Origin of the sequence: Halomonas sp. AOP12-B1-6 (assembly GCF_052379225.1) — a bacterium.
GTDB classification, from domain to species: domain Bacteria; phylum Pseudomonadota; class Gammaproteobacteria; order Pseudomonadales; family Halomonadaceae; genus Vreelandella; species Vreelandella casei.
This window is the reverse complement of the sequence record NZ_JBQSYK010000002.1, coordinates 532,886-548,814: the sequence shown is the minus strand read 5'-3', so window position 1 is coordinate 548,814 and position 15,929 is coordinate 532,886. Positions and strand designations below refer to the sequence as shown.

Below are 15,929 nucleotides of genomic sequence, written 5' to 3'. Positions count from 1 at the left end.
CCTATGCTTTTGAGGCGAAATGGCTGATGCTGACATGAGTAGCCTCGCAAATAATGGTTATTAAACCCACGTGAGCATATTCAGACTAACATCAACGCCGGTAAAGGCATGGCCCTATGGGGGTATAGCGGGCGACCCATTGCACATGACATAGCCCCTTTCCACGGATAGCTCTTCATAATAACTTAAGTCACCTTTAGGGGGAGCTCTGATTATCTTTTTTGCTCGTTTGAAGCGTGTCGATTGTTATTGCCACTACCCCATATTGGTCTACTCACTATCCATGTGTGACTCCTCGCACCTCATCTAGAGCGGCATCAATAACGAGATCAGGGTCTGTAGCTATCAGATCCTGGGGCCTTAGCCCGCCAAGATAGCTGTTTATCGACTGAAACCAAAAGGCCATTCCCCATCCGTCTTTATCCTCTTTGAAGATGTCGATGATTTTCGACATGACGCGATACGGTCGGTAGCCAGCATCCTTCTCAAGCCCAAACGCTGGGTAGTAATCGGTGCCGTGGTCATTGATAGTAAAAATATCACCTTGTTGTTTCCACTGAGCAGGATGAACACTATCCCCCTTTGTCAGCCTTGTTGTCCGGTTGGTGATATCGCCTAAATCTAATCCAGAGGGAGCGGCATGGAGTCCTTGTGCCACGTTATTCTGCAGAGCGTAAAGCAGCCGTCCTGAAGAAGTTGTTACCACCCCATAATCACAGTGTGGCATCGGTAGCAACAGAGGAAGGCATCTCTGACGCGACGCTGTATAGTTGGCTAAAACAGTGTCGAGTAAAAGGAGTGCCTGTGCCGGGTTACACCCAAGGCGACAGCGAATGGTCGCCCGACGCCAAGCTCGCCGTGGTCATCGAAACCGCCACCCTGTCAGAGGCGGAGCTTGGCGCTTACTGCCGCGAAAAAGGCCTTTATCCCGAGCAAATTCAACAGTGGAAAGCGGCTTGCCTCGAAGGCGCTGGTCGGCAAGAAGATCAGGAAAAAGCGGCGCAAAAGCAACGTAAAGAAGACCGTAAGACCATCAAGCAACTCAAAGCGGAAGTGCGACGCAAAGACAAGGTAGTGGCAGAGACGACGTCGTTACTGGTGCTCTCAAAAAAGCTCGACGCCTTGTACAGCGAAGATCCCGACAGCGGCGAGGACGACTAACGCCGCTCGACGAACGTGCAAGGCTTATCGCGCTATTTGACGAAGCGGTTATGGGGGGCGCTTCCCGCTATCAAGCAGCCGATATTATCGATGTAAGCGAGCGCACACTAAAGCGTTGGCGATCTGAGTGTGGCACTGTTGTTGAGGATCAGCGTCCACAGGCGGCACAAGGGAGGCAGCCGCATCAGCTGACGCATGAGGAAAAGCAGACCATTTTGAACACGTGTCATCGTCCCGAGTATCAGAGCTTGCCGCCGTCTCAAATCGTGCCCTTACTGGCAGACAACGGCGTCTATCTGGCCTCCGAATCGTCGTTTTATCGGGTCTTGAAAAAGCATCACCAGCAGCATCATCGTGGCCGTACGAAAGCACGCCGCACAGTACCCGCGCCGACCAGTTTTACGGCGACAGGGCCGAACCAGGTTTGGAGCTGGGATATTAGCTATTGCGCCTCCGTTGTACGAGGCCAGCACTGGTATCTCTACCTGATCATGGATATCTACAGCCGCAAAATCATTGCCTGGGAAGTTCATGAGACGGAATCGGGCGACTTGGCTAAACAGCTGATGGAGCGTGCATTATTGCGTGAGAAATGCTGGCATCAGCCGCCGGTGTTGCACTCGGATAATGGCGCGCCGATGACGTCCTATACGCTCAAAGCGAGGTTAACCGAACTAGGGATGTTGATGTCTTACAGTCGACCGAGAGTAAGCAACGACAACCCTTACTCGGAAGCGCTGTTCCGTACCGTCAAATACTGCCCAGCATGGCCCACCAAGGGCTTTACATCGCTGAGCGCGGTACGAGAATGGATGTTGGTGTTCGAGCGGGCTTACAACGAACAGCACCTTCACAGTGGCATCCAATATGTCACGCCAGCTGACCGGCATCGTGGCGTTGATCGAAAACGCCTTGAACGTCGTAAAGCGGTTTATGAAAGCGCTAAGCGTCGCTATCCGAAACGCTGGTCGGGCAGCACCCGAAACTGGGAGGTCACTGGTTCAGTGTCGCTTAACCCAGGGAAAGTGCAGGAAATCGAGCGTAATAAAAAGGCTGCTTAAGTGCAGCCATTTGGACAACTGGGTTGAAAATCACCGCTATCACCACGTGAGCGGACGCCTGGCAACTGCAATATCTCATCGACAGTTAACCAATCGCCGCTTTCCATCACGGCTCGACGCGCTCTTGCTTCCATCTCAGCTTCGCGCAAACTAGTTGGCGTGGTCATAATCTTAGGCACCCTTATTTTGGGTATGTACTCTGGTCCATTATCCTGGGGGCTATACTAATAAGTTAGCCGTCGCGGAAGTGATCGTCGTGGTACTTGAGGCTAGCCATGCATAAGCGGCCGATGATGGATAACGTCTAACCACCTTACGGTGTTCAACCTACCAGTGAGATAGCTTTGTTGGCTCCTCACTTTGAATTTGTTCTTCCTTCCTATGGCTACAACCTAGCGGATAGATAAAAGCGCTGGAAAACTATCAATCTCAAGATCAGAAACGCTAGAGAGGATTGATCAGCTCATCACCTTGTCCCTCGGAAGGTTTGTTAACAGCCGTGCTAACCGGCCAATGTTCAACTAGTCCCGCATCGATATGCCGCACCATGCTGCGGATTGTCTCTTTATCCGTCAGGTCAGTAGCAAGCCAGTGTTCAAGACTGTCGTCGTCCAAAATTAACGGCATCCTGTCATGCACATCGGCAGCACTGCCTCGAGCTGGCTCGGTGAGAATGGCACATCCTAGACCTCCATCATCCCGTTCTGCGTAGATAGCGGCGAAGTATAGGGGCTCTCGATCCCTTCGGCACAGATAATGAGGCTGCTTAGGGGGCGTGTTCTTGATCCATTCGTACCATCCGTCAGCGAGTACGAGGCACCGGTGTTTAGCAAATGCCGATTTGAAAAAGTTATTAGTCGCAACGGTTTCAACTCGCGCATTTATGGGTTGCGTGCCTTTCCCTTTGGCCCACGATGGGCGAAATCCCCACCACACCTCTTCAAGCGTGGGAGCAGAGTCCTCAGACGCCTGCCGTATGCTCGCGATCCAGGTACCCGGCGCCACATTGTAGCGCGGTCGAATGTCGCGCTCAGACATAACCGCACCGACCTTTTTGGTCAGCTCAGGTATCGGGGTGAATAAAGCAAATCGTCCGCACATAGCTGCAGGATAGACGAGAATTGGCCATCCAAGTCAGCCTACGCACCAAAATCGCGGTGCCCTCATCTAACCACCGTCAAAATAAGGTGGGCTTGCCAACACGATAAGACCAACGAATGAAGAAGAGTGCTTGCGATTCACTAGGCTGATCGCTTATTGTCAGCCCTTAATACTGTATATATTAACAGCTATATAGGGAGGCGCTTATGAGCAAGAAAACTTACCCACGGTCTATGCAACGGCCATTCAGTAGTCCCCGTACTCTTCCAGTTATCGTTGGAGGATTTCCTCTTCAACGGGATGATTTGAGAGAGGAAGGTACGCAGTTGTTGGCGGTTTGGGGGACTGAACAAGACGCGCTACTCGCACCGCTTGAAAACATTGAGGTGCATCTACCAGGCACATGGCGAGCGATGGGGAGCATGGCATGAGTATGCATTTCACCATTCTTGGACGCGTCGACACCATGGCTCGACCGCTAAGGCTGCCTTTAGCGGGTGGCGAAGTCCGCGCTGGTTTCCCGAGTCCCGCAGACGATTATGTCGAGGTCGAATTAGATCTTATTGCCCATTTGATTAAGCACCCTAGTGCAACGTTCTTTCTGCGAGCCAAAGGCACCTCCATGGAAGGCGATGGCATTAAAGATAATGCGTTGTTAATTGTCGACCGGTCTATCAATCCTCAGCCAGGCCATATCGTGATCATGAGCGTGGACGGCGAGCTGACGTGTAAAAAGCTAAGCATCATGGGCAGTCGGCCGTATTTGGTGGCCTCTAACCCAGAGTTTAAGCCCATCCCTCTCACTGGGCATGATTGTCACAATTGGGGTGTGGCCACCCATAGCATCCAACCGCTAGCACCCGGTTTCACCGTATGATTGCCTTGGTCGACTGCAATAATTTCTATGTCTCCTGCGAACGAGTCTTTGCTCCCAGGTTGGAAGGCCAAGCTGTCGGCGTTTTGTCGAATAACGACGGCTGCGTGGTCGCGCGTTCGCAAGAAATCAAAAACTTAGGTGTGGCAATGGGAATGCCTGCCCATCAGATTGATCCGCATATTCGTCGACAATGCACATTGCTCAGCTCAAATTATGCGCTTTACGGTGATATGAGCAGCCGCGTTACTGATGTTCTCTCACAGCATACGCCTCACGTGGATGTATATAGCATTGATGAGTCATTTCTATCGTTTGAGGGCTTTGAACCAGACACATTAGAAGAACGATGCCAATTAATGCGACAGCAAGTTAAGCGAGATACAGGTATTCCGGTTAGCGTTGGCTTAAGCACTAGCAAAACGCTTGCAAAAATTGCCAATCACCGCGCTAAAAAAGAAAGTGTTTTCAATGGCGTGGCCATGATGGACCCTAACAGCAGCGACACCCGGGAATTCCTGGAGCAGCTACCCGTTAATGAGATATGGGGGGTAGCAGGTCGCAGTGCAGCGCGGCTTCATACTCTAGGCATAGAGAATGCTTGGCAGCTGCGCACCGCCAGCTCTAAGCATTTGCGGCGCCATTTCAGTGTGGTCATGGAACGTCTGGTTTATGAGTTGAGGGGCGAAAACTGCATATCACTCGACGACATGAGCCAACCAAAAAAACAGATCATGGTGTCCCGCTCCTTCGGCCGGCTCACGACGAACAAAACCGATCTGCACGAAGCCCTACGCGTGCACGCATCACGTGCTGGTGAAAAGCTACGACGACAAAACGGCTTGGCGCAGGCATTGATGGTGTTTGTTCACACCAATCGCTTTCGGCAAGATCTGCCGAGCTACAGTAAACGGTTAGTAATACCGCTACCTCACCCCACCGATGATAGCCGCGAGCTCATCAAAGCTGCCATGGCAGGGCTAGAAAGAATTTTTAAAAAAGACATCTGGTACCAAAAATGCGGGATTATGCTCATTGATTTGTGCGATCACGACAATGAACAACTAGGGCTGCTCGCCGAACCGATCAGTGACGAGAAACGTGCTCGTAATGAAAAATTGATGGCCACGCTCGATAAGCTCAATCGCGAACACGGAAAAAATACCGTCCGGATTGGCATGCCTCGCAAACAGAATGCTTGGGAATTGCGTTGCGAGCACCGTACACCACGCTACACCACACGCTGGGAAGAGCTAGCAGTGGCCAAAACCTAGAAAAGAGCTGCCATCCCTGGCACTCCTACCTCTTTTCACTACCAATAATCACATCCCTGTTGTGACGCATTCGACGTGCTAAAGCGGCGATCCTGGGCGTCACACTTTCACCCTAGCCTTTATCAAGCCATTTTTATGTAAGCGATTGACCACAGCGTTTGTAAGCAATGGCTTACAACAATCCGTTATGCAATGAAACTAAAAACGATTGGCGATATGTGTGCCACTAACCCAATTGGCAGCAACTAAGCCAGTGGTACTTCAGCTTATTCTGATGGATGGCAAAGACACCTGATCCGATTCAGGATAATTCGAGCAGTTAGCACGTGACATTTTTCCGCTAAAACAAGGGTTCAAACGCAGGATCGCTTGGTGAATAGGTCCCCTGGTAGCCTGTATGATTTCAGGCGGGGCATCAGAATTCATCTTCGTTAATTAGCTCAAAGGTGTGGTCGCTTAAATATCGCTCAAGGTTTTCCAGCAGCCTTGGCGGCTTCTTCAACCCATACTCCAAGGTTTTCACGACCATTATCTGTATTCCAGCGGTAGTGCTTGTATCCTTGGATCTTCATGCCGCAGAAGTCACTTGTTTGTTTATTGAAATCTGGGATTTTACTAATATCTATAGTCAACAATCCGTTGCCCCGTTTGATACTTTTCTCTATTTCGTATTTTACCCATTTACTTTTATCAGTATTGGCACCTATAAGTACGACTGTCACAGTCGTACCGATAAGCTGGGCATCTATCCATGCTTTTACCGTGCTATCACCTGTGCGCTCTAACTTCTCGAACTCTGCTTTGTCGATGAATCCAACTTTAGGGTTGGCATTGATCACGTTACTGTTACGGACATTCATCGCTCTCAGAACGTCGTCGTACTGGAAACTAAAGAAAACCTTTCTAGCCATGGGGACACCTTAGATGAGCCGTAAGAGGAGGAGGATGACTTCTTGAGCGCGTTCAAGTGATGTAGATTTATCGCCTAGTTCACCCAACAAGGGTGTAATCTTTTTACCATTCTCGTGCTGAGATTCTTGATAAGACTTCATAACCTCATTCCACAGTAATTTCGACATCGAGCCTGTAATACCTACAGGAATTACAAAAACGCCTTTCGCTACAGCGATATCGAATTCTTCACGCATTCCGTCAGAAAGGATTAACTCGCCATTTTCCAGCTTATTGCCAAACATAAAAATAGCAACGCCTGCATGAGCGAGCATATTGCGTCGATATTCTGTCCACAGTTCCTTCAGAGGCCTTTCCCCAGTCTTGCTTTGTGGAAAGGGCCTAAGAATTAACTGGTCGTTGTCGAGACGGCCACCATTCATAACAGTTTGTTCAAGCACGCCAGTGATGATTGCGCTACCTATACCGAGGCCAAACCCTGAGATCACTCGGTACTGTTCTTTGCAAATGGCCCTGCTCAGATGATAAACGAATTGCTCTGATTCAGCCTTGCACCACGGGTTATAGTCATGAGCAGCACCAGAGATAAAGATTGTATTTCTTTTGTGGCGATGCTCGATGGCACGCAGAATGTCAGTAATTTCAGAAAACTCATCAACATAAACGGCTTTGATCCCTACACGGAGCAGCTCTCCTGTGAAAAGCTCTTCCTTACGTTGGCGATACTCGAAGTCAGCAAGGTCTTCATTCTCTCCCTTGCTAGCTCTTCTCAGGATGCAGTAGTGCTGTCGTTGATCTCGAGTAAACTGAATCCTGACGCGGCTAAGAATATATTCTAGATTAGGGTCGGTGAAGCTGAAGCCGAGAAAGAGGAAGGTTTTAGAAACCAAGTCACCGCTTAAAGCTGTAATGAACGGCTGCATATTGACGTGGTAACGCTCATAGTCATCGCGAGTCAACACCGCGTCAGCGGCATGCTCGATGTCACCATGCATCTTATAAACAATTGCATCACGTTTCGGCCGTGTCGTTGCCAATTGCTTATTGGTATGTTTGATGTCAGCTATCTTTTCGTTTTTTTCAAGCGCCGTTTCGATCAAACGATCATAATTGGTTGTCCAGTAGGTCGGAATAGGCAGCCTTGCCAGAATCGCGTGGTTTTCAGTGGGCTCCGCCGTCATTGAGAACTCAGTCACCAGTAGCTGATTGAGTTTTGCTCGGTTGGTCGCATTGACGTTTGTGTGGTATTGCGCCAACGTAACTAGATCCCATTCTTTATCGACGTCTAAATCAAGCTCATCAGCTATTGGCTTGAGCAATGACTTCCAGTCGACATAACCTGCTGCTCTTGAAAAGCCTGCACCCGCAAAAATAGCCAGATTTCCTTCTTCTAGCTCTTTTGAAAGGGTGTCAACGAGCCGTAACTGATCACGTTTCATTCTGAGCTTCCCGTCAGGTTTTTGTAAGGCATAATCAGATATTTCTCAGCCAACGACTGTGCCCTTGAAGGTCGTATAGGGCTAATGCTCCGTTTGGTGTGGTGTCGATACGGGAATAAAGCTGTAAATATTCATTGCCATGATGACGACCTGATGAGTCGACGGTAGGAACGATGACGATGTTATTGAGATTCTTCTTTCCATCAGCGTAACCAATCTCCCAAGGGCACCATCGTGATGACATGGAGTTCTCAGTAGCCAGGAAAAGGAACCAATTGGCATGCACAATGGCATTCTTGATTCGCCTTGCGGTTTCTGCATCAGGGCGTTCCGGCATCTTTTGGTCTTGCCAATCGATGTAGATATCCCACCCTTGTTCAATGAGCATTTGCTGAAGGCCTAATGCTTGCTGGTTATCTTTGTGACTATGGCTCAAGAAAGCAGTCGGTCGACCGATGCTTGGTGATGAAAAAACCCGTTGTTGCTTACGAAATGAAGCATTGCTGAGCTCATATTGGTAAATTGCCATACGTTACCATTCCCTACTATTTCTTAGTGTTTCAAGGGAAAGTGTCATTATTTTCATTCATTCGCAAGCCGTTTCTGAGCGTATTCTGATAGCGGAAGCGTTCAGCGTAATAGGCGGCGATGAAAGGCTTAGTGAATCCTGTTAGGCCTAACCGGGTGCTGTACGAAATAGCGACTACCACCCTCATTGGGGTTCCATCATGATCTAGTGGCAGCCAATGGTGTAACCGGATCATTCAATTCTTCAGATTATTGGGCCTGGGAGATAGATGATTGAATAATGTAGGAGAATCAAAATGAAAATTATTGAAAAGGTGGAAATCGATTCCGTCACCGATGTGATGTGCGATGTATGCCTATGCTCCACTCGGGTAGCGAATGTTGGGCTTGAATTTGCGACGCTCCAAGCTCATTGGGGATACGGGGCTAAGCACGATGGCGAGCGCTACGAACTACATCTCTGTGAGAGTTGCTTTTTTGGCACAGTTGCGTACCTAAAACAGGAGCGACGTATACAAAATTTATTCAGTGAGGAGGTTGGGATAGAGGCTAACGAGCCGAACAGCACATTTGGCCTAGTTGCATCAGAGGATTATTTTCGTGACGACGTCGGAAGCAAACTCTAATCATGATCTGCTCTGAAGTGGCCAATAAAGCGCTTTTAGCGCGAGGCTGTTGGACATTTTTGAGCAAGATGTGTCGTAAAAAAGAGTCAGGGCGGGCCTTGATCAAAGGCCATTGTCACTACCGGATGCGCCTTCTTGGCCTGGGTAACATGAACTAACTAGGCCGTATTGTTGTAGGCATGAAGCTGCCTTCGTCATTTAACAATATTGCTAATATCTGTCACCCATGGGGGCTTATGGGCTAGGGTCATTACTGGCATTGCCAAGAATACAAAAGTTCTAAATTGCAGTGGAATGACCTTCAGTCCTGGATTCAACTAATAAGTGCAGCACCTGCGGTTTCTAGTGCTCCTGAGTATTCACCTAAGAACACCTGGGCTGGGGTTCGGTATCCCAGCCGCTTTCTTGGTCTATCGTTTAGCTTATTGACGACACTTCGTAGCTCGGCATTGGTCACTTTGCGGAAGTCAGTACCTTTAGGAAAATACTGCCTAATCAGACCATTGGTGTTTTCATTAGTACCACGCTGGCATGAGCGGTACGGGTCGCAAAAATAGGTCTTAGCCGAGACGGCCTTGGCAACTTTCCGGTGCTCAGCGAATTCCGACCCATTATCCAAAGTGATGGTGTGCACTGCCCCTCGGCGTGGTGCCAATAACCGCGTCATTGCCTGAGCCGTTCTAGTGGCGGTGATTGTTGGCAGCCGCGCTGCCAAGAGGTAGCCACTGCGTCTTTCGACCAGGGTCACCAGTCCAGATTCTTTGTGGCCCTTAAGCACCGTGTCGCCTTCCCAATGTCCGATATGGCGCCGTTCTTCCACCTTGGCAGGGCGCTGCTCAATGCCTACTCGGTGCGGGATTTTGCCTAACCCCGCCCGCTTAGCCAATTGGCGCTGGTAGCGCCGCTGGCGTGGCAGTCGGAGCCGTTTCCATAATGTTCCACCGTGCTTCTTGTCGTCCCAGATTAACGCATAGATCCATTGATGGCTTACGCAGGCCCCGTTGGCATTGGCCATGAAGCCACTGATTTGCTGAGGGCTCCATTCGTCCATCAATTGGTCAGTGACCCAGCGAATCAGGCTGGGCAGCCGCTTCGTCACTTTCCAGGCAGTGCGTCGGCGCTGATCACTTGCCGATTGAGCCTGTTCAGGCGCATAACCACTGGTCAGACCGTTGCGCTTTATCTCGCGACTAATGGTGCTGCTATGGACACCAATGGCCTTAGCTATCTTTCGCTGGCTAATGCCGGTCTCAAGATAGGCAAAAATTTGGTATCGTTGGATCTGGGTCAGTTGTCGGTATCCCATGCTCTGCTTCACTTTGGTAGGTAAGGCAGAGAGGGTACCGGCGCTGGCCCTCCTGCCTCTACCTTGTGGTCCAAAGTGCTGCGCTTATTCTATGAATCCAGGGTACGTGCTTAATAAGAAAAAGTGACGTGAAAGGTACGACTGGCGTAGGCAGGTTCTTCTGCGCGAACCCGAATTCAAGTAGTCTCTACTATGGATAACGAAAAAAGCGGCTAACTGGGAATGTAAGGCATGGATCGTGGTGCCAATTTTTGGCGTAATGAAGTCGTAGCTTTTCTTGCGCTATCGACTATCAAAGGTGTTGGGTACTGGACGCTATTTCGTCTGATGTTGCCCGGGAAAGGGTTCAAAGACTTTCTCAAAAATTCACCGATTTCTGTTCTTGAAAAAGAGCTGAAGGTATCACTTTTGCTGGACGGTGAAAGTCCTGAAGAGTGGCAGCATAGAGTCTGGGAGGCTGGCCTTCAGCTAGCCAGGGAACTGGCCAAATATAGAGCACGGCTAGTCTTTCGGGATCAGGAGGAGTTCCCAGGCAGGCTTAAAGAAATTGAAGATGGGCCGCGCTGGCTATTTATCCAAGGGGATATTCGAACCCTTTATAATCGTCCAATTGCTGTTGTGGGCACTCGTAAGCCTTCAAAGGATGGTGAGTTCTTGGCTCGCTACGTTGTCGCAACACTTGCACATTCAGAGAGAACGGTAGTATCTGGCCTCGCTTTTGGCATCGACCAAGTTGCTCATCAGGAGTCTCTCAGGTATGGCTTGCCCACAGTGGCGGTTTTAGGAAATGGAATATTCCTTGATTACCCCAAAGGCTCTCAAGAGATCCGTGAGAAAATTTTGATGAATGGCGGGGCAGTCATAACAGAATACCTGCCACATCAATCTTATTCTGGTGAGAACTTTGTGAGGCGAAATCGAATCCAGGCAGGCCTTTCTGAGTTTGTTATTCCAGTTGAATGGAAAATAAAGAGCGGCACAGCTCACACTGTTGAATATGCTTCAAAATACCAAAGAAAAGTGGTCAATATATTCCTGCCAGGAACAGCAAAAGCCCGACCAGAAATGGTTTTTTCGGAGCGTGCACGTGGCGCAACATCGTTTGAGATACCTAGAGAAACCGAGCAGCTTATAGCGCTACTGGATTTGGATACCTCCTCATTGCAAGTGGATTCCGAGCAATCAGAAGATATCGCGACCGAACCAGTGCAACAGAATTTAGAAATTTAGGTAGTTCCTAGTCACTTTAACAATATGAAAAGAAGCCTATGTTGATAGTAACCTCTCCCAGTGCGCTGCTAATTAATGGTGACCCCGATCCCTCTATTGCACAGGTTTTGATAGAAGCAGCTCAAAATAATCATAAGGTTGGGATTGTCTCAAATAACGCCAAACCGGGTTGGTTTGATGAGTTATTTGCCGAAACCGGTGTAATATTTAAGCAAGAGCTAGGACGGCAAAATGGAGGGATTATTAAAAGAACTGCCGAAAAGCTAAAAATCGCGCCGCAAGATGTCTTAGTGCTAGTTGGATCGCAAGCTGACATTGCCATGGGTAAGAATGGTAAAGCGGTTATGGTTGCAGCCGGTTGGTCAAATGACCCAAGAGTGTCTGAGCTCGGTATTCAAGTGGATTGTGCACGTTCTCTTAAGGAAACCCTTCGATTAACTTCGGAGTGGGATGGCAAGTGGTGGTTCAATGGCCAAGGCGCTTCGTATTCTGTACATGCTCTTTCAGATCTATCTACTTTCGGAAAAGACTTTGATCAAAAACAATTTCGCGCGCATCTAACTAGTACTATAAAACAAGGGGGGCCTCGATTGAATGCCTTACTTGCAATGGTTGCGAGATCTCTGCTAACTCAGGGTGTTGACTCGTTTCCAAAGCTTTTTTGGGGAGTGTTTCCTTCGTCAGCTAGCGATAACAGTGATAGCGAGGTACTCAGCGATTTTACGCATCGCTTAAGGACAACTGTATCAAAAGTTCGTATGGCGAGAAAGGGAGAGCCCTTGTTTGTGCGTCATAAACCATCAACTAAGCGGTCGTCAGCTGGTTCAAGAACAGATCGACTTGATCCCACCGAACAGATAGAAACTATTCATTTAAACCCTAAATATCGCGGTAACCTCACCGGGCGTAATGTCATAGTGGTAGATGACTGTACTACTCATGGGGTGTCTTTCGGTGTAGCCGCCGCACTTTTGCGTAAAGCAGGCGCTAATTCTGTCACATGCATTGCACTGGGTAAGTTTGGTAGATCTCTGAGGGACTATCAGATTGATATTACCTCAGATCCATTCCAACCACTCAATCTAGCGAAAAACGCTGTTATAAAAGATAATCCTTTTTTTGTGGGGCACGAAAATAATGCTGCACAAGAAGCGCTTAAGGGCTTGTTGGGCTAGATAGGTCATTAACTTTTTTGTAAAGTAATTATAACCTTACTGTGACCTGCCACTTGAAGGTTTAAATCTAGGCAGGTCACTTACTCTTATCGAAACAAGGAAGTTACCCGCTGACCGGCGTAACTCGTGTTGCTTGTCTCGAAGCAATCATGTTCGCGGGACGCTGAATTTCACTCAGCGTAGCGTCGTCTAAAAGCCCTTCTTCGCGTACAAGATCTAGTACTCCTCGCCCGCTCTGTAGTGCCTGTTTGGCGATTCGTGTTGAGTCGATGCATCCCACATAGCTTCGCTGGATATCTGTCTCTTCTGGCACGCAGAGGCTGACCAAATCGTCGCATAGTGAATCTGGCAGGATTGTTTGAAGGTGCAAGAGGGCAATGCTGTTTAGCATGAATTGCGGCTTTCGGAAGGGCTGCTAAAGTAGCCTCTTACAAAAACCGCCCTCTGGATGACGTCTTTCGGTACGTTTCACCTAGCTTATATATTTTAAATTACTTTAGTCTTTATTCGCCTGTGAGCGTTCTTAAAGCTTTGGTGAAGCTTACATGGTTAAGTGGCTTTATAGATGAACTGCTATCTTGCTTTTTATTATATGCGTGTACCCATGTTTTCATATCTAAAACACCCGAAGAAGCTCGAATTTTACTTTCAGCTCCTTTTAAATTTCCACGGAAAAATGCTATGTGGTTTATAACTTTTTTGATAGTCGCTTGATGGTTTTCTTCTGTTATCTCAAGCAGTAACGCACAGTACCCACCCTCATTTTCTCTACATTCAATTTCAAGAAGAAATACTCTACTTCCGCTGTAGTCAAAATGATAAACTAAAACGCTTCTATGTTTTGAAAGTGTTAACGTGGTCCATTTGTCCCTTCTGTGTTTTTTTTGATACTCGTCTATAACTCTTTTGGGTAATGGCCAAGTCAGAATGTTATCTCTAAACAGACCGCCTTCTTGTGGCTGATAGCAGAAAAGATTACTTATTATTTTTTTATTGCGAAGCAGATTCAACATTTTCTTTAACTGCAAAAACCTATAAGGCATGTTTGTTTGGCCGACCTGTTCCGCAGAAACCTCCTTTGTTTCTGTATTTCCATGCGTCGGTAATCCAGAAGTGCCATACTTGAAAAATTGATTTTCAATAGGCGTTACTTTTCCTGTAAGGTATTTATAACTAACCTCTTTTTCAATTTTTTTTAATTCTGGTTTGTTTTTCCAAGCAACCCCTAAAGAGCTGATTTCATCAAGCCCAGAATTCGCTGCAGGATCTTCTTTAGAAGAAATCGCTAAATCATCATTTGGGCTGCTGTTGTTCTGACTGCCATTTGGCCAAGGCTTATCTTTATCTGAATCTATAGTGTCTTTGCCTGTCTCGCCACTATTGTCGCGACCATGGTGGATTGTCAAGTTACTAAAAGGCCACGTTGCTGAGATTATCTCCAAGCAAAGATATTTGTTAGGTTCTGATTGTATTTGAACTGCACGTACAGAAAATTTAAAATTGTTAACTAGAAAAGGAATGCCTGCATATATATAAGACTCACCAGTAGCCCTTAAGGCATTAGCATAAATAGCATTAGCTGCTTGAATGCCATGTTCAGAAATAGTGAGATTCGCTGCATTATCAGCAAACTTATCCTTAATTCTCTTTCTTAAAATTACCAACCATTCGTCATCGGAAATTGTTCCAGTTTTTTGTATATTAACAATTCTTTCCCTAGTTGTTGCCCATGGCCCCGTTGTTAATGCTAGTGCGAACTCAGAAGAGGGTGCCATGAGGGCCCTAAAAACTTCGTGGCAAGGGATTATATAGGTACTTTGTGCTTGCTGAATTACAACGCAGTAGCTGTTAGAAAAGTCTTTTCCAAGATTGTATTCTGACTGCCCTATCCAACGGTATGGGAATTCATCTTTCCACCAACTTGGCCTTTCAGGCATGATATCGTTTGCTTTAACAATTCTAGAACTGTTATCTGTTAAATCTGCATTAATATTAATAGTTTGAGCATTAGCGCGACCAATTAGGCGCCCATTTTTGTATATGGTACCTAAAACAAGCTCTGGAACTATTCCCGTATGTGCGCGTACCAGGATCTCTTCACTCAGGCTGGCAGGCTTGCAGATTTCTTGTTTGTTTGGGTTCGAGCTTACTGGACAAAGCTTGACGCCAACAGAGGGGGTTGATGTTCGTCCCTCATGCGATTGGTACCCATCTACCCACCGTATCATCCAGTGGCGACCATCGTGAGGAAATTCTTCAAAATTAGTGATTAGATTTCGACTAGCCATGCAAATATTAGCACCTATTTTTTTCTTAAGTGCAGTATGCCAGTCGTGCAGTTTTTTGTTTAGTCGTTTTTATTAATGTAATTCACAGCCGCCCCCGACCAGCGCCGCGGCGCTGGCACTGTGATGGGGCTGACGAAACGGTCTTTTACCCCAATCAGCTTCTAAGGGCAGGCCGCAGACCGAACGCACGGCGGCGACTTCTAGCGCGTCTTCTTCAGAAAGCGGCGGCAAAATGCCCGGTAAGCGGCTGGCCAGCATGGTTTTGCCCGTGCCCGGAGGGCCGGCAAAGAGTAGGTTGTGGCCGCCAGCCGCGGCAATTTCTAACGCGCGTCGCGCCTGCTGCTGGCCGCGCACATCGGCAAGGTCATCCACCGTTGCCGCCTCTTTCACCGAGGCGCTGAGCCTATGCGGTGGAATCTTCTCCTGATCAAGCAGGTGAGCGACGACCTGCCAAAGCGTATCGGCGGGCAATACCGGTAGATCGCCTGCTAGCGCGGCTTCATCGGCGCAGTCGCGGGGCACAATTAGCGCTTTTTTTGCCCGCCGGGTGGCCAGCGCAAACGGTAGTATCCCTGGTACGGCACGTAATTTTCCATCCAGCGCTAACTCACCAGCGCACTCCATGCCTTCTAACGCTTCCACCGGTATTTGCCCAGAGGCAGCGAGAATGCCTAAAGCGATAGGAAGATCGAAGCGGCCACCCTCTTTGGGCAGATCAGCAGGGGCGAGGTTTAGCGTGATACGTCGAGTATTCGGGAAATCAAAGCCCGCATTGACTAGCGCACTGCGTACCCGTTCGCGGCTCTCTTTTACGGCGGTTTCCGGCAAGCCCACCAGCGTTAGGCCCGGCAAGCCGTTAGCCAGGTGCACTTCAACATGCACCGCTGGTGCGTCTAAGCCCACGCCTGCGCGCGTGGCCACAATGGCTAGCGTCATCGCCTTTCCTCGCTAATA

Annotated in this window: 14 protein-coding genes and 1 pseudogene; 6 read left to right on the top strand and 9 right to left on the bottom strand. The window is 48.4% G+C overall.

The genetic code is table 11. The features are described 5' to 3' along the window. Nucleotides 1-277 precede the first annotated feature (277 nt). Entirely contained in the window at nucleotides 278-658 is a 381-nt protein-coding gene (locus ACT3TR_RS07800; RefSeq protein WP_226938656.1) for a hypothetical protein, read from the bottom strand. Here ACT3TR_RS07800 and ACT3TR_RS07795 point away from each other — a divergent pair. After that, a protein-coding gene (locus tag ACT3TR_RS07795) for an IS3 family transposase (RefSeq protein ID WP_233926273.1) occupies nucleotides 652-2,222 on the top strand; the annotation gives its coding sequence in 2 pieces (ribosomal slippage) (nucleotides 652-1,105 and nucleotides 1,105-2,222; 1,572 coding nt in all). The genes ACT3TR_RS07800 and ACT3TR_RS07795 overlap by 7 nt on opposite strands. Nucleotides 2,223-2,666: 444 nt before the next feature. Here ACT3TR_RS07795 and ACT3TR_RS07790 read toward each other — a convergent pair. After that, on the bottom strand, nucleotides 2,667-3,323 hold the full coding sequence (locus ACT3TR_RS07790) for an SOS response-associated peptidase (protein ID WP_096277108.1): 657 nt from the start codon (nucleotides 3,321-3,323) through the stop codon (nucleotides 2,667-2,669). 427 nt (nucleotides 3,324-3,750) lie between these two features. On the opposite strand from ACT3TR_RS07790, the gene ACT3TR_RS07785 reads away from it, so the two are divergent. Next, nucleotides 3,751-4,200, top strand: a complete 450-nt coding sequence (locus ACT3TR_RS07785; RefSeq protein WP_225734540.1) for a LexA family protein — start codon at nucleotides 3,751-3,753, stop codon at nucleotides 4,198-4,200. Beyond that, nucleotides 4,197-5,471 carry a Y-family DNA polymerase gene (locus tag ACT3TR_RS07780; protein WP_096277112.1) on the top strand — a complete coding sequence of 425 codons (1,275 nt, stop codon included), beginning with the start codon at nucleotides 4,197-4,199 and terminating at the stop codon, nucleotides 5,469-5,471. Before ACT3TR_RS07785 ends, ACT3TR_RS07780 begins: the two co-directional genes overlap by 4 nt. A 467-nt stretch (nucleotides 5,472-5,938) precedes the next feature. Here the strand turns inward: ACT3TR_RS07780 and ACT3TR_RS07775 are convergent, their stop codons facing one another. Genes ACT3TR_RS07775 through ACT3TR_RS07765 form a run of 3 tightly spaced genes read right to left on the bottom strand, consistent with a single transcriptional unit; the run spans nucleotide 5,939 to nucleotide 8,351 of the window. Next, the gene (locus ACT3TR_RS07775) at nucleotides 5,939-6,382 is read right to left on the bottom strand and encodes a TIR domain-containing protein (RefSeq protein ID WP_096277114.1); all 444 of its coding nucleotides are present in this window, start codon (nucleotides 6,380-6,382) and stop codon (nucleotides 5,939-5,941) included. 9 nt (nucleotides 6,383-6,391) lie between these two features. Continuing rightward, complete coding sequence (locus tag ACT3TR_RS07770) at nucleotides 6,392-7,822, bottom strand: SIR2 family protein (RefSeq protein ID WP_192526915.1); 1,431 nt, start codon at nucleotides 7,820-7,822, stop codon at nucleotides 6,392-6,394. A gap of 34 nt (nucleotides 7,823-7,856) precedes the next feature. Continuing rightward, nucleotides 7,857-8,351: a toll/interleukin-1 receptor domain-containing protein gene (locus ACT3TR_RS07765; protein WP_096277120.1), complete on the bottom strand. Its 495-nt coding sequence runs from the start codon at nucleotides 8,349-8,351 to the stop codon at nucleotides 7,857-7,859. 295 nt (nucleotides 8,352-8,646) lie between these two features. Between ACT3TR_RS07765 and ACT3TR_RS07760 the strand changes: the two genes are divergently transcribed. Continuing rightward, the gene (locus tag ACT3TR_RS07760) at nucleotides 8,647-8,976 is read left to right on the top strand and encodes a hypothetical protein (RefSeq protein ID WP_086961195.1); all 330 of its coding nucleotides are present in this window, start codon (nucleotides 8,647-8,649) and stop codon (nucleotides 8,974-8,976) included. Between the two features lie 313 nt (nucleotides 8,977-9,289). Here ACT3TR_RS07760 and ACT3TR_RS07755 read toward each other — a convergent pair whose 3' ends face one another. Beyond that, nucleotides 9,290-10,282: an IS30 family transposase gene (locus tag ACT3TR_RS07755; protein ID WP_096277122.1), complete on the bottom strand. Its 993-nt coding sequence runs from the start codon at nucleotides 10,280-10,282 to the stop codon at nucleotides 9,290-9,292. Nucleotides 10,283-10,513: 231 nt separating this feature from the next. On the opposite strand from ACT3TR_RS07755, the gene ACT3TR_RS07750 reads away from it, so the two are divergent. Together ACT3TR_RS07750 and ACT3TR_RS07745 are read left to right on the top strand one after the other, a co-directional pair. Next, entirely contained in the window at nucleotides 10,514-11,512 is a 999-nt protein-coding gene (locus ACT3TR_RS07750; RefSeq protein ID WP_086961193.1) for a DNA-processing protein DprA, read from the top strand. 38 nt (nucleotides 11,513-11,550) lie between these two features. After that, on the top strand, nucleotides 11,551-12,687 hold the full coding sequence (locus ACT3TR_RS07745) for a hypothetical protein (protein ID WP_192526916.1): 1,137 nt from the start codon (nucleotides 11,551-11,553) through the stop codon (nucleotides 12,685-12,687). Nucleotides 12,688-12,790: 103 nt separating this feature from the next. Here the strand turns inward: ACT3TR_RS07745 and ACT3TR_RS07740 are convergent, their stop codons facing one another. From ACT3TR_RS07740 to ACT3TR_RS07730, 3 genes and pseudogenes are all read right to left on the bottom strand, one after another. Next, on the bottom strand, nucleotides 12,791-13,078 hold the full coding sequence (locus ACT3TR_RS07740) for a hypothetical protein (protein ID WP_096277124.1): 288 nt from the start codon (nucleotides 13,076-13,078) through the stop codon (nucleotides 12,791-12,793). A gap of 112 nt (nucleotides 13,079-13,190) precedes the next feature. Beyond that, nucleotides 13,191-14,975 (bottom strand): hypothetical protein, encoded by a 1,785-nt coding sequence (locus ACT3TR_RS07735; RefSeq protein ID WP_096277126.1) that lies wholly within the window; start codon nucleotides 14,973-14,975, stop codon nucleotides 13,191-13,193. Nucleotides 14,976-15,062: 87 nt separating this feature from the next. Continuing rightward, nucleotides 15,063-15,911, bottom strand: a pseudogene (locus tag ACT3TR_RS07730) (YifB family Mg chelatase-like AAA ATPase); the annotation flags it as partial. Nucleotides 15,912-15,929: the final 18 nt, after the last annotated feature.

Coding starts and splice junctions, on each gene's coding strand:
- ACT3TR_RS07785 (WP_225734540.1), top strand. CDS start 3,751: ATGAGTATGCATTTCACCATTCTTGGACGCGTCGACACCATGGCTCGA.
- ACT3TR_RS07765 (WP_096277120.1), bottom strand. CDS start 8,351: ATGGCAATTTACCAATATGAGCTCAGCAATGCTTCATTTCGTAAGCAA.
- ACT3TR_RS07780 (WP_096277112.1), top strand. CDS start 4,197: ATGATTGCCTTGGTCGACTGCAATAATTTCTATGTCTCCTGCGAACGA.
- ACT3TR_RS07790 (WP_096277108.1), bottom strand. CDS start 3,323: ATGTGCGGACGATTTGCTTTATTCACCCCGATACCTGAGCTGACCAAA.
- ACT3TR_RS07745 (WP_192526916.1), top strand. CDS start 11,551: ATGTTGATAGTAACCTCTCCCAGTGCGCTGCTAATTAATGGTGACCCC.
- ACT3TR_RS07770 (WP_192526915.1), bottom strand. CDS start 7,822: ATGAAACGTGATCAGTTACGGCTCGTTGACACCCTTTCAAAAGAGCTA.
- ACT3TR_RS07735 (WP_096277126.1), bottom strand. CDS start 14,975: ATGGCTAGTCGAAATCTAATCACTAATTTTGAAGAATTTCCTCACGAT.
- ACT3TR_RS07740 (WP_096277124.1), bottom strand. CDS start 13,078: ATGCTAAACAGCATTGCCCTCTTGCACCTTCAAACAATCCTGCCAGAT.
- ACT3TR_RS07760 (WP_086961195.1), top strand. CDS start 8,647: ATGAAAATTATTGAAAAGGTGGAAATCGATTCCGTCACCGATGTGATG.
- ACT3TR_RS07775 (WP_096277114.1), bottom strand. CDS start 6,382: ATGGCTAGAAAGGTTTTCTTTAGTTTCCAGTACGACGACGTTCTGAGA.
- ACT3TR_RS07755 (WP_096277122.1), bottom strand. CDS start 10,282: ATGGGATACCGACAACTGACCCAGATCCAACGATACCAAATTTTTGCC.
- ACT3TR_RS07750 (WP_086961193.1), top strand. CDS start 10,514: ATGGATCGTGGTGCCAATTTTTGGCGTAATGAAGTCGTAGCTTTTCTT.